The organism is Mycobacterium helveticum (assembly GCF_007714205.1).
Classification (GTDB): Bacteria; Actinomycetota; Actinomycetes; order Mycobacteriales; family Mycobacteriaceae; genus Mycobacterium; species Mycobacterium helveticum.
The window spans coordinates 1-12,762 of the sequence record NZ_VMQU01000144.1; the positions used below are offsets into that span (position 1 = coordinate 1).

At 71.2% G+C, this 12,762-nt stretch carries 9 protein-coding genes and 3 pseudogenes; 10 read left to right on the forward strand and 2 right to left on the reverse strand.

Annotated features, from left to right (window positions below; genetic code table 11):
* Positions 1–77: 77 nt before the first annotated feature.
* The 9 genes and pseudogenes from FPZ47_RS23435 to FPZ47_RS28590 form a co-directional block, all read left to right on the forward strand.
* A pseudogene (locus FPZ47_RS23435) lies at positions 78–947 on the forward strand (MinD/ParA family ATP-binding protein); the annotation flags it as partial.
* A complete protein-coding gene (eccD, locus tag FPZ47_RS23440) occupies positions 944–2,470 on the forward strand; it encodes a type VII secretion integral membrane protein EccD (RefSeq protein ID WP_144955874.1) in 1,527 nt (508 codons plus the stop codon). The pseudogene FPZ47_RS23435 and the gene eccD, both read left to right, overlap by 4 nt.
* Entirely contained in the window at positions 2,467–4,128 is a 1,662-nt protein-coding gene (locus FPZ47_RS23445) for a S8 family serine peptidase (protein WP_246133564.1), read from the forward strand. The genes eccD and FPZ47_RS23445 overlap by 4 nt, the downstream gene beginning before the upstream one ends.
* On the forward strand, positions 4,125–5,747 hold the full coding sequence (gene eccE / locus FPZ47_RS23450) for a type VII secretion protein EccE (protein WP_144955869.1): 1,623 nt from the start codon (positions 4,125–4,127) through the stop codon (positions 5,745–5,747). The genes FPZ47_RS23445 and eccE overlap by 4 nt, the downstream gene beginning before the upstream one ends.
* Positions 5,748–5,815: 68 nt before the next feature.
* Positions 5,816–7,654, forward strand: coding sequence for a type VII secretion AAA-ATPase EccA (gene eccA, locus FPZ47_RS23455; protein ID WP_144955866.1), 1,839 nt, complete (start codon positions 5,816–5,818; stop codon positions 7,652–7,654).
* 147 nt (positions 7,655–7,801) lie between these two features.
* Positions 7,802–8,607: pseudogene (locus FPZ47_RS23460) on the forward strand (S8 family serine peptidase); the annotation flags it as partial.
* Positions 8,598–8,858, forward strand: a pseudogene (locus FPZ47_RS23465) (secretion protein EspK); the annotation flags it as partial. The pseudogenes FPZ47_RS23460 and FPZ47_RS23465, both read left to right, overlap by 10 nt.
* A 34-nt stretch (positions 8,859–8,892) precedes the next feature.
* On the forward strand, positions 8,893–9,489 hold the full coding sequence (locus FPZ47_RS23470; RefSeq protein ID WP_144955860.1) for a TetR/AcrR family transcriptional regulator: 597 nt from the start codon (positions 8,893–8,895) through the stop codon (positions 9,487–9,489).
* Positions 9,490–9,899: 410 nt separating this feature from the next.
* Complete coding sequence (locus FPZ47_RS28590) at positions 9,900–10,040, forward strand: hypothetical protein (RefSeq protein ID WP_168209549.1); 141 nt, start codon at positions 9,900–9,902, stop codon at positions 10,038–10,040.
* Between the two features lie 10 nt (positions 10,041–10,050).
* Here the strand turns inward: FPZ47_RS28590 and FPZ47_RS23475 are convergent, their stop codons facing one another.
* Entirely contained in the window at positions 10,051–10,779 is a 729-nt protein-coding gene (locus tag FPZ47_RS23475; RefSeq protein WP_246133561.1) for a transcriptional regulator, read from the reverse strand.
* 384 nt (positions 10,780–11,163) lie between these two features.
* Here FPZ47_RS23475 and FPZ47_RS23480 point away from each other — a divergent pair, with 384 nt between their 5' ends.
* Positions 11,164–11,457, forward strand: a complete 294-nt coding sequence (locus FPZ47_RS23480) for a WhiB family transcriptional regulator (RefSeq protein ID WP_246133560.1) — start codon at positions 11,164–11,166, stop codon at positions 11,455–11,457.
* A 347-nt stretch (positions 11,458–11,804) separates the two neighbouring features.
* Here FPZ47_RS23480 and FPZ47_RS23485 read toward each other — a convergent pair.
* The coding region (locus FPZ47_RS23485; protein ID WP_428321251.1) for a MinD/ParA family ATP-binding protein at positions 11,805–12,762 on the reverse strand (958 nt) is incomplete at its 5' end.

Genomic DNA, 12,762 nt, shown 5'->3' on the forward strand with positions numbered 1-12,762 from the left:
TGCCCGTGCGCCCAGACCGTCACGCCACGCGAGACATAGCACACCCCACCCGACCCACATTCATGGCAATAGAACCGCGAAAATTCATCTATACCGCCACATTTCACAAAATAAATCCCGGCGAATCGCCGGGCGAACGCCACTACCGCGATTTGCAGAACCGGATCCGGCGGCATATCCGACGCCAGTACGTCATCACAGTCGTCTCCGGCAAGGGGGGCGTCGGGGTCACGACGATGGCCGCGTGCATCGGCGGGGTGTTCCGGGAATGCCGGCCCCAGAACGTGATCGCGATCGACGCCGACCCCGGTTTCGGAACCCTGGCCGACCGCATCGACGAGTCGCCGCCCGGCGACTACACGGCGATCATCAACGACACCGACGTCCAGGGCTATGCGGACATCCGGGAACACCTGGGGCAAAACGCGGTGGGCCTGGACGTGCTCGCCGGAAATCGCTCATCAGACCAGCCCAGACCGCTGGTGCCGGCGATGTTCTCCGGCGTGCTGACGCGGTTGCGTCGAACGCACACGGTCATGATCGTCGACACCGCTCCCGACCTCGAGCACGAAGTGATGAAGCCGGTGCTGGAGAACACCGACACCCTGGTGTTCGTCTCGGGCATCACCGCGGATCGGTCGCGTCCGGTGCTGCGTGCCGTGGACTACCTCAGATCCCAGGGCTACCACGAGCTGGTCTCGCGCAGCACGGTCATCATCAACCACACCGACGCCCTCACGGACAAGGAAGCGCTGGCCTACCTGACGGAGCGGTTCACCAAGGTGGGCGCAATCGTGGAAGCGATGCCATTTGATCCGCACCTGGCCAAAGGCGGGATCATCGACACGGTCCACGAGTTGAAGAAGAAATCGCGGCTGCGGCTTTTCGAAATCACCGCCGGGCTGGCCGACAAATACATCCCCGACGCCGAGCGGGCGCCCCAATGACTGCGCCGCATAAGGTCGCCTTTCCGGCGCGTTGTGCGGTCAATATTTCCTACGAGAAACACCTTTGTTCACAAGTCTTTCCCGCCGCAATTCCGGTGGAGGGATTCTTCGAGGGAATGGTGGAGCTGTTCGACGCCGACCTCAAGCGCAAAGGGTTCGACGGCGTTGCGCTGCCGCCCGGAAGTTATGAGCTGCACAAGATCAACGGCGTGCGGCTCGACATCAACAAGAGCCTCGACGAGCTGGGTGTCCAGGACGGCGACACCCTCGTGCTGGTGCCCAGGGTCGCCGGGGAGTCGTTCGAACCGCAGTACGAGTCGCTGTCGACGGGCCTGGCGGCCATGGGCAAGTGGCTCGGCCGCGACGGCGGCGACCGGATGTTCGCGCCGGTCACACCGCTGACCGCCGCCCACACCGCGATCGTGCTCATCGCCATGGCCGTCGCCGTGGTCGTGGGCCTGGCCCTGCGCGCGCGCACCTTCACCGACAACGCGATCCCCGCGGCGGTGGCCGGGGGGGTCGGTGTGCTGCTGCTGGTCGCGACGAGGGTGGTCTGGCGCGGGTGGCGGGAACGGCGCGACCTTTTCAGCGGGTTCGGCTGGCTGACCGTGGTGCTGCTGGCGGTCGCCGGTGCCTGCGCGCCGCCCGGCGCGCTCGGCGCGGCCCACGGGCTGATCGGATTGGTCATCACGCTGCTGGGTGCCGTCGCGATCGGGGTGCTCACCCGGCAGCGCTGGCAGACCGCCGTGGTCACCGCGGTGGTGACGGTCTGCGGGATTCTGACCGCCGTCGCGGCCGTGCGGATGTTCCGGCCGGCATCGGTGCAGGTGCTCGCCATCTGCGTGCTGGTCGGGTTGCTCGCCCTGGTCAGGATGACACCGCTGATCGCGCTGTGGGTGGCGCGGGTCCGCCCGCCCCACTTCGGGTCGATCACGGGCCGGGACCTGTTCGCGCGCCGCGAGGGGATGCCCGTCGACACCGTGTCCCCGGTCAACGAGGACGAAACCGAGGACGAGGACAACGAACTGACCGACATCACCGCCCGCGGCGCCGCGATCGCCGCCTCGGCGCGGCTGGTCAATGCGGTGCAGGTCGGCGTGTGCGTGGGGGTTGCGATCGTGCTGCCCGCGGCGGTCTGGGGGGTCCTGACGCCGGGGCGCCCGTGGGCGTGGCTGGCGGTGCTGGTGGCCGGGCTGGTGGCGGGGATCTTCATCACCCAGGGCCGCGGCTTCGCGGCCAAATACCAGGCCATCGCGTTGGTGTGCGGTGCGTGTGCCGCGGTCTGCGCCGGCGTCGTCAAGTACGCGCTGGCCGCCAGGAACGTCGAAGCCGGGCTGCTGTGGCCCGCGGTGGCGGTGGCGGTGTTCGCCGCATCGGGTTTGGCCGCGGCACTTTTGGTGCCGGCGATGCGGTTCAGGCCGATCATCAGGCTGACCGTGGAATGGGTCGAGGTGCTGGCGCTCATCGTCTTGTTGCCGGCGGCGGCGGCCCTGGGGGGGCTGTTCACGTGGCTTCGACACTGAGGCCGCTGAGACGGGGGTGCCTGCGGGCCGCCGCGGTGTCCGGCGTTGTCCTGCTCGCCGCGTTGTCCTCGAACGCCCCGGCCGTCCAGGCCATTACGCCGCCCGCCGTCGATCCTGCGCTGGTCCCCCCCGACGGCCCCCCGCACCCCGACCAGCCGATGCGCCGGGCCAACAGTTGCTCGTCGCCGATCACCGTGCGAAACCCGGACGTGGCCCAGATGGCGCCCGGATTCAACCTGCTCAACATCGCGAGGGCGTGGCAGTACAGCACCGGCAACGGCGTCGCCGTCGCGGTCATCGACACCGGCATCACCCCCAACCCTCGGCTGCCGGTCGTGCCCGGGGGCGACTACATCATGGGCGAGGACGGCCTTTCGGACTGCGACGCGCACGGCACCATCGTCGGTTCGATCATCGGCGCTGCGCCCCAAGGGATTCTGCCGATGCCGCGGCCGATGCCGGCGGCACCGGCTTTTCCCGCACCGGCCGGACCGCCACCGGCGATCGGGGGGCCGCCGCCGCCGGTCGAGGTCCCGCCGCCGGCGGCGCCACCGCCGCCGCCACCGCCGGTGACGATCACCCAGGTCGTTCCGCCGCCCCCGCCACCACCCCCGGTGGAACCGGGCGCCATGGGGCCGTCCAACGGCCCGCCGGATCCGCAGACCGACGACGAACCGGCGGTCCCGCCGCCCCCGCCGGGAGCACCCGACGGGGTGGTCGGCGTGGCTCCGCACGCCGTCGTCATCTCGATCCGGCAGTCGTCGCGGGCGTTCGAGCCCGTCAACCCGCCGCCGGCCGACCCGAACTCCGACGAACGGGTCAAGGCCGGAACGCTGAACACGTTGGCGCGGGCGGTAGTTCACGCCGCGAACATGGGCGCGAAGGTGATCAACATCTCGGTGACCTCGTGCCTGCCGGCGGCGGCCCCGGCCGACCAGCGGGCACTGGGCGCGGCGCTGTGGTACGCGGCGACGGTCAAGGACGCGGTGATCGTCGCGGCTGCCGGCAACGTCGGGGAAGCCGGCTGCGCGAACAACCCCATGTACGACCCGCTGGATCCGTCCGATCCACGCGACTGGCATCAGGTCAAGGTCATCTCCTCGCCGTCCTGGTTCTCCGACTACGTGTTGTCGGTGGGCGCCGTCGACGGCGGCGGTGCCGCCCTGGACAAGAGCATGTCGGGCCCCTGGGTCGGTGTGGCGGGGCCCGGCACCCACATCATGGGTCTGTCGCCGCAGGGCGGCGGGCCGGTCAACGCCTACCCGCCCGCCAGGCCGGGTGAGAAGAACATGCCGTTCTGGGGTACCAGCTTTTCGGCGGCGTACGTCAGCGGGACCGCGGCGCTGGTACGAGCCAAGTTCCCCGACCTGAGCGCGCATCAGGTGATCAACAGGATCGTGCAGTCGGCGCACAATCCGCCCGCGGGGGTGGACAACAAGGTCGGGTATGGGCTGGCGGATCCGGTCGCCGCGTTGACCTTCGACATCCCCGCCGGTGACCGGTTGCCACCGGGCGCGCAGAGCCGGGTGATCAGGCCCGCGCCGCCGCCACCGCCGCCGGATCACCGGGCACGCAACGTCGCGATCGGGTTCGTCGGCGTCGTCGCCGCGGGTGTGTTGGCAATGGCGATCGCGGCGCGGCTGCGGAGGGCGCGATGAGGCCCGTGCTGACCGGGTTCGGCCCGGGCAGCAATCGGCGGGTCGTCGGCGTGTGTGTGGTTTTCGTGCTCGCGCTGGCGGGTTGGGCGCTCGGTGGTTACCTCGGCGCGGCGGTCGCGGTGGCCGTGGGCGTCGCGCTGGTGTTCGTGCGGTGGTGGGGAGAGCCGGCGTGGTCGTGGGCGGTGTTGTGGCTACGCGGCCGCCGGCCGATCAGCTGGGAGGCTCCGATCACGGTCGCCAACAACCGGTCCGTGGGCGGTGTGCGGGTGCACGACGGTGTCGCGGTGGTCGCCGTGCAGCTGCTGGGCCGCGCCCACCGGGCCACGCGGGTCACCGGCTCGGTGACGGTGGCGACCGAAAACGTGATCGACATCGTCGAATTGGCGCCGATGCTGCGACAGGCGCTCGGCCTGCGACTCGATTCGCTCAGCGTCGTCACGTTCGGTTCGCGGCACGGCAGCACGGGTGACTTCCCGCGGGTCTACGACTCGGAGATCGGCACCCCGCCGTACGCGGGCCGGCGCGAGACGTGGCTGGTCATGCGCCTGCCGGTCCTCGACAACACGCAGGCCCTGCGGTGGCGCACAACAGTTGGGGCGGCGGCGGTTTCGGTCGCTCAGCGCATCGCGGGCCTGCTGCGCTGCCAAGGGTTGCGGGCGAAGGTGGCCACCGCCACCGATCTGCTCGAGCTCGACCGCCGGCTGGGCGCGGACGCGGTGGCCGGCCCCACCCAGCGCTGGAAAGCCATCCGCGGGGAAGCCGGTTGGATGACCACCTACGCCTATCCCGCCGCGGCGATCACGTCGCGCGATCTCGCACAGGCCTGGACGTTGCGCGCCGACGAGGTCATCCAGAACGTCACCGTATATCCGGACGCGACGTGTACCGCGACGGTCACCGTGCTCACCGCGACGGCGGCCCCGACCCCGCCCAGCGTGACGCTGCGTCGCCTCAACGGTGAGCAGGCCGCGGCGGCGGCGGCCAACATGTGCGGTCCGCGGCCGCACCTGCGCGGGCTGCGGCGCAGCCCGCTGCCCCCGGAGCTGGTCACCGAGATCGGCCCGTCGGGTGTGCTGGTGGGCAAGCTGAGCAACGGCGACCGCCTGATGATCCCGCTCACCGATGCGGGGGAACCGTCGCGGGTCCTCGTGGCAGCCGACGATCCGATCGCCAAGCGGATCGTGATCCGTACCGCCGGGGCCGGTGAACGGGTGTGTGTGCACACCCGCGACGTGGCCCGCTGGGCCAGCGTGAAGATGCCGGAGGTGAGTGTCGTCAGCACGCCCCGGCCCACGCCGCGCACCACCGTCAGCGTCGTCGACTATGCCCCGCGGCGCGGGCAACACGGCGTGGGCGCCGCCGAGGGCAGCGGGCCGGACCTCGGGGACTCCGCGATCTCGCCCGCCCCGCGGCCGGCAACCGTGATCACCGTCGCCCCTCCGGGCACCGCGCTGCCGGAGCCCGACAGGCACGGCTTCGAGGTGATCATCGAGCAGGTCGGCCCCGCGACGGTGAACCTCAGTGCGGCGGGGCAGAATTGGCTGGTCGCGATGGACATGTTCCGCGCGGAGAACCGCTACGTCAGCCTGGAGCCGGTAACCATGTCGGTCGCCACCTAGAACCGTCGGCAGCACGAGTTTGAGGCACTTTTCGATGAGCGCATCCAGCAGGTGGAAAGGCGGCCGGAATGGCTGACTTGCACACCGCCCGCAGGCTTTTCGATCGGGCCATGACCATCAGGAGGCAGCAGGGGCCGGCGGCGGCCCTGCCGGAGTTCGTCGCCGCCACCGACGCCGACCCGTCGATGGCGGATGCGTGGCTGGGGCGCATCGCCTGCGGCGACCACGCGCTGGCCTCGCTCAAGCAGCTCAACGCGACCAGTGAGTGGCTGCACCGCGAGACCACCCGCATCGGCCAGACGCTGGCCGCCGAGATCCAGCTGGGTCCCTACATCGGGATCACCGTCACCGATGCGTCCCAGGTGGGGCTGGCGCTGTCCTCGGCATTGACGATCGCGGGGGAATACGCCGCGGCCGACACGCTTTTGGCCAACCGCGAGCTGCTGGATTCGTGGGCCAACCACCAGTGGCACCAGCTGGCCCGGGCGTTCCTGAGGTACGCCACGCAGCGCTGGCCCGAGGTGTTGTCGACGGCCGCCGAGGAGCTGCCGCCGCAGGCGATCGTCATGTCGGCGGTGACCGCGTCGATCTGCGCGCTGGCGGCACACGCCGCCGCGCACCTCGGGCAGGGTCGGGTGGCGCTGGACTGGCTGGACCGTGTCGACGTCATCGGACATGACTCCTCGGCGTCGCGCTTCGACGCCGACGTGTTGACGGCGACCATCGGCCCGGCCGACATCCCGCTGCTCGTCGCCGACCTGGCGTACGTGCGGGGGATGGTGCACCGCCAGCTGCGCGAGGAGGACAAGGCCCAGGTCTGGCTGTCCAAGGCCACCATCAACGGGGTGCTGACCGAGGCGGCCAAAGAAGCGTTGGCCGACCCGAATCTGCACCTGGTCGTGACCGACGAACAGACCATCGCCAGCCGCACCGACAAGTGGGACGCCGCAACCGCCAAGAGCCGCGAGCAACTCGACGACGACGACGCGGCGGGGCGGCGGGCCGAGCTGCTGGCCGAAGGCCGCGCGCTGCTGGCCAGGCAGGTGGGCCTGGCGGCGGTCAAGGAAGCGGTGGCCGCTTTGGAGGACCAGCTCGAGGTGCGCATGATGCGCGTCGAGCACGGCCTGCCGGTGGAGGGTCAGACCAACCACATGCTGCTGGTGGGGCCGCCGGGCACGGGCAAGACGACCACCGCCGAGGCGCTGGGCAAGATCTATGCCGGCATGGGCATCGTGCGCCACCCCGAGATCCGGGAGGTCCGCCGGTCCGATTTCTGCGGGCACTATATCGGCGAGTCCGGGCCCAAGACCAACGCGCTGATCGAAAAGTCCTTGGGCCGAATCATTTTCATGGACGAGTTCTACTCGCTGGTCGAACGCCACCACGACGGCACCCCGGACATGATCGGGATGGAGGCGGTCAACCAGTTGCTGGTCGCCCTCGAGGCCCACCGTTTCGACTTCTGCTTCATCGGGGCCGGCTACGAGGACCAGGTGGACGCGTTCCTGACCGTGAACCCGGGCCTGGCCGGCCGCTTCAACCGCAAGCTCCGATTCGAGTCGTACTCTGCGGCCGAGATCGTCGAGATCGCGCGCCGCTACGCCGAGCCGCGCGCCAGCCTGCTCGACGACGCCGCGCGCGAGACGTTTCTGGACGCGGCCACCACGATCCGCAACTACACCACCCCGGGCGGGCGCCACGGCATCGACGCCATGCAGAACGGCCGCTTCGCCCGCAACGTCATCGAGCGCGCCGAGGGGTTCCGCGACACCCGCGTCGTCGCCCAGAAGCGTGCGGGCCGGCCCGTGACGGTGGAGGACCTGCAGATCGTCACCGCCCCCGACGTCGAGGCCGCGGTGCGCAGCGTGTGTTCGGACAACCGCGACATGGCCGCCATTGTCTGGTAGGGGTCTGGTAGGGGTCTGGTAGGGGTCTGGTAGCCGGGCTGCCCGTAGATTGGTGCTGCGCGCGGGCCCGCGATGCGGGACGATTCCGGTTGGTCGGCCCAAATCGACTTGCGGCCAAGTGAATAGCACATGAACGGAGGGTGCGGGGTGCACGGCATCGGTGTGATCACGGTGGCGTTCGCGCTCGTGTTCCTCACCGCGCCCCCGCCGTGGCGGTGACCCCGCCGTCGATCGACCCGGGCGCGGTGCCCCCCCGACGAGACCGGACCCGACCGTCGAGCAGAAGCGCATGTGCAAGGCGCCGCTGACGTTGCCGGGCAACAACTTCCGTGACCCCCCGTGGGCCAACACCTACATGGGCGTGGGGCAGGCCCACAAGTTCGCAACCGGCGCCGGTGTCACGGTGGCGCTGATCGACACCGGGGTGGACGCCTCGGGCTGACCGACTGCGACTCCCACGGCACGCTCATCGCCTCCCTGATCGCCGGGCGGCCGGCACCGACCACAGGTTCGTCGGCGTCGCGCCCGACGCGCGGCTGATCTCGGTGCGCCAGACCTCGGAGGCCTTCGAGCCCATGGACCAGAACCAGGCCAACCAGAACGACCCCAACCAGACCCCGGCGGCCGGCACCATCCGCAGCCTGGCGCGTGCCGTGGTGCACGCGGCCAACCTGGGCGCGGGCGTGATCAACATCAGCGAGGCTGCCTGCTTCAAGGTGCGCAAGCCGGTGAACGAGTCCACCCTGGGCGCGGCCCTGGCCTACGCGGTCAACGTCATGAACGCCGTCGTCATCGCCGCGGCGGGCAACACCGGCGGTGACTGCGCGCAGAACCCGCCGCCCGATCCCGCCCGGCCGGCCGATCCGCGGGGGTGGCAGCTGGTGCAGACGATCGTCACCCCGGCGTGGTACGCGCCCCTGGTGCTGGCCGTGGGAAGCGTCGGCCAGAACGGAGCAACGTGCCGGCCGATCAGCGTCCCATGCTGTGGTTCGAGGTGATGAAGCCCATGTCCAGCAGCGCCACCGGCCGCCGGGCCGCACACCTGCGGGCGTTGCAGACCTACGCGACCCATGCCCAGGAAGTCCTGCTCCGGCAGGCCCATACCGCGGTGGACCCGGTCGCCCAGCGCGCGGCGGTCGCGGACTGGCTGTACTGGAAGCACCTGGGCGGCGTGCTCGACGCCGCGCTCACCGACGCCTCCTGAGCCGGCGCCGCCCCGGGGGCGGTAGCGTAGCCGCATGACTACACCCGGTGCGGACTCGGGGCGCCCTGACGGATTCGTTCCGACCGGTCGCGACGAGGTGATCGCCGCGATCCTGGACAGTGCCGGAGAGATGTTCGCCGACCGCGGGCCGGCCGCAGCGTCGATCCGCGAGATCGCCGCCCGGGCCCGGGTCAACCACGGGCTGGTCTTCCGGCATTTCGGCACCAAGGAGCGGCTGGTCTCCGCGGTGCTCGATCACCTGGCCGCGCACCTGGCGAAGCTCATGGACGCCGGCGCCCCGGCGGCCGAGATCGAGGCGACGGGCAGCCGCCAGATGCGGGTGATCGCGCGGGCGCTACTCGACGGGTATCCGGTGGGGCAGTTGCAGACCAGCTTTCCCGGCGCGGCCAAACTGGTCGACGAGATCCGGGCCGGGCACCACAGCGACGAGGGAGCCCGGCTGGCGGCCGCTCACGCCCTCGCGCTGCTGTTCGGCTGGCAGCTGTTCGAGCCGTTTCTGCGCTCGGCGACCGGCCTGCGCGACTACCCGGAAGACGCGCTGCGGCAGTCGATCGGCGAAGAGATGCGTCGGCTCACCCAGGATCCGGCCGGAGCCGGACACAACGCATAGCGATGCACACGCGGGCACGTGCCCGCAGCTTCTCGCGGATTCTCAACTGCGGCAGGCCATCCGCCGCCGGCTCCCCGGTGACGCCCGGCACGCCGTTGGCCGGCGGGGCGGGTGCTTGGGGTGAGGAATGCGCGACGACAGCCGCGCGTGTCGGTGATGCGGAAGGTGCCGGCCGCTGCGCGGACGACTACTACGACGGACCGGCCGAGCCCATCGGAAAACAGGAGCCGGATGTGCCGGAAACCCCTGCCGCACCGTCGGTTACGTTGCCCACCCTGGGCCAGCCGGGGCAGGGCGCAGCGGTTCTCGTCGGGGCGGCCTCGACAATGGCAAAAAGGATGACTTGAGAGCGGACCTCGCAGAGGCGGCGCAGAAGCTCAACGACATGAGCCGGGACATGTCGTGGACCCATGGTGCCGGGTGCGGTGATCGCGGGCCTGGACGCCATGGCACACGCCCTCGCGATCTGCGTGAACGACCGCAGTAACGCGTGCCCGGGCACCGACGAAAGCGGCGGCAAGAATCTCGACAGCCAGATGCTCGACCGCTGACCGGGTCCGCTCAGCTGATCTGGCGGATCAACGTTTCGATCGCGTCGGCGGCGTCGGCGGGTAATGGTTCCTGGGCCTCGGCGCGCGCGATCATCTCCTCCGCCACGCCCGCCGCTTGTGCGGTCTCGGGGGCGGACAGCTTCGCACGCCGCCGCGCCGCGTAAAGCCGTTGCGCCAGCGGCGCATTCGGCGCAGCCGCCACCCGCGTCATCAGTGCGTCGTAGTTGCGGCGCACGGTGCTCAGGGCCTTGACGAGTTCGGGGGTCATCCGGGTGATGCGGCCGGCCCGGACGGCGATGGTCTCGAGCCGGCGCAGATCGGCGAGGATCGGCGTGGCGCGCCGCGGGAACTCGGGGTCGTCGGCCGGCGGCAGCGCGGCGATGGCCAGGCTGCAGCCGTCCACCGCGGTCACGACGGCCTGCGCGATCAACGACACCGAGCCCTCGGCCGGCGGGCCGTCAGGTGACGGGGGTGACGCGGGCGCCCCGCCGGGGGCCGGCTCGCCGCGACGAATCCGCGCGATCGTCCCGGTGGGCCATTCCAGCACTTCCTCGAGCCTGGCGCGGGTCCGCGCACGGGGCCAGCTGCGGCCCTTCTCGAATGCGATGAGCGCGCCGGCGTTGATGATCCCGTCGGCCGCGAGCCGGCGCTGACTGATGTCGAGTTCACGCCGGCGCGCGGCGGCCGCCGCCCCGGCGCGTATCACGCCCGGATCCGGCGGCTCCATTTCTAGCGTCATGCCCGGCGCCCCCCTCATTGACCGTCTTGACCGTCGACCTGAACGACGTGACCGTCGACGAACCTCCACCCGAATGTTCGCCATTCTAACCGTTGCATCCCCCGGGCCGCGGGGCGTTCGGTGTCGCATTTCAACCGTGCCGGCGCTACGGTGCCGCGATGCCGTCCGTCGGCGGTTCCGCCGGGGCCGGGTTGGTCGGCACCTGTTCACCTCGCCGTCACGCCGGCGCAGTGTCCGAATGCCACACTGCGCCCTGTAGCGCAAGGTGTGTGCACAGGAGTCGCGTGTGGGAGCTCTGACGGCGGTATGGGAATGGTTCGCGTGCTCCTGCCCGTCGGCCCGGCACCCGGACACCGCCCTGTTCTGCGCCGGAGCGTGGCCGCGGTGACCGCCGCCGTGGCCGACGGCGAGTTCTGGCGGGGCGCCTGCGCGCGCGATCCCGAGCGCTGGACGACCGCCCCGGACGACGAGGCGAAAGCCCTGTGCCGGGCGTGCCCGCGGCGCTGGCCCTGTGCGCGCGACGCGTGCGAACTGCCCGGTGCGGAAGGGCTGTGGGCCGGGGTCGTGATCCCGGAGGCGGGACGGCCCAGGGCGTTCGCGCTGCGCCAACTCCGGTCGCTGGCCGAGCGCCACGGCTACCCCGTGCGCGACCCGAAGGCCCCCGCCCAACCGGCGTGACCCGGCGCCTGTCGAGCCCCGTCAGCCGCGCCTGACCGAAGCGTCAACAGTAGCGACGCCGTGTTAGCTATTGCACAAACCGTTGCACCTGCGATAGTTGGCGTTGTAGCGTTCGTCATCACTGGAAGCGACGGCGCCGTGCGGCATTCCGCCGGGCGCCGGCGCCCCGGAGACGGGTGTCCCCGGACGTCAGGTTGCGCCGCTTGCCTTCGCCGGCCGAGCGGAACGTAGCCGGGCCCAGAGACCGCGAAGTCGGCCCGACGCCGGCCCGGGCCGCTGCTCGAGGGGTCAGCGGCCGGGCATGGCAGTCCGGCCTGCGCGGCTGCGCCGGCCCCCGTCGCCAGCGCTCACCCCTCGCCGGTGGACCGCGCCGCGAAATACCCCGCGATCGTCGCGGTGATCTCCAAGAACCCGCGCCGGGTCGCCGGGGCCAGCTGGTCCCGCACGTCGATGACCCCGCCGGGCCGCAGATGCGGGTCGAAGGGGACCTCGACCACCGGCCGGCCGTGCTCGACGAACTCGCGGGCCAGCGACGCCCGGGTGCGTTTGTCGGCGTGGCCGTCGGAGTCGTTGAGCGCCACCACGCTGTTCTGCAACAGCTGGTTCAGGCCCTGGTCGGACAGCCACTCCATGGTCCGGGCCGCGGCGGAGGCGCCGTCGGCCCACGGCGAGGACACCACGATCAGGGCGTCGAGGTCACGCAGGACCTCCCGGGTGAGCGGCGCGTCCATCGTCGACCCGCAGTCGATGACCGAGATCGCGAAATGGCGGTCCAGCCGCAACGCGGCCTCCCGATAGAGGGCGGGGTCGAGCACCCTGCGGGGGCCGGACGCGGGTTCGCCGCGCAGGACGTGCAGCCCCACCGGGTTGCGGCCGAGCCGCGCGACCACGTCGTCGAAGGACCGAAGGTTCGTGTCGGCGGTGAGTTCCCAGAACGAGCCGCCGGACCGCGGATCGATCCGGCTGCTCAGCCGCCCGAAGGCGGTGTCGGCGTCGATCGCCACGACGTGGTCCCGGCGGTATTCGGCCAGCAGCGATCCGACGCCGGCGGCCACCGATGTCTTGCCCACGCCGCCCTTGCCGAGGATGCCCACCTTGTGGATGCCGCGCAGCGGCGCCCGGATCGCCGCCTCGAATCGGGCCTCCTGGCGCTGCGCGGCCGAGGGCCCCGGCCGGACCCGGTCGAACGTGACCAGCCGGACCATGCGCCGCCAGCCGCGGTCGGGCAGTTCCACCGGTGACGCGGCCCTGGGCGGGCCGACGGGACCGGCAGGTGCTTCCGGCGGGCGGGCCTTCGACGGCGGG

Bases quoted from the DNA above. Each gene is read 5' to 3' on its own strand.
- eccD (WP_144955874.1), top strand. From the start codon at position 944: ATGACTGCGCCGCATAAGGTCGCCTTTCCGGCGCGTTGTGCGGTCAAT.
- eccE (WP_144955869.1), top strand. From the start codon at position 4,125: ATGAGGCCCGTGCTGACCGGGTTCGGCCCGGGCAGCAATCGGCGGGTC.
- eccA (WP_144955866.1), top strand. From the start codon at position 5,816: ATGGCTGACTTGCACACCGCCCGCAGGCTTTTCGATCGGGCCATGACC.
- FPZ47_RS23470 (WP_144955860.1), top strand. From the start codon at position 8,893: ATGACTACACCCGGTGCGGACTCGGGGCGCCCTGACGGATTCGTTCCG.
- FPZ47_RS28590 (WP_168209549.1), top strand. From the start codon at position 9,900: ATGGTGCCGGGTGCGGTGATCGCGGGCCTGGACGCCATGGCACACGCC.
- FPZ47_RS23475 (WP_246133561.1), bottom strand. From the start codon at position 10,779: ATGACGCTAGAAATGGAGCCGCCGGATCCGGGCGTGATACGCGCCGGG.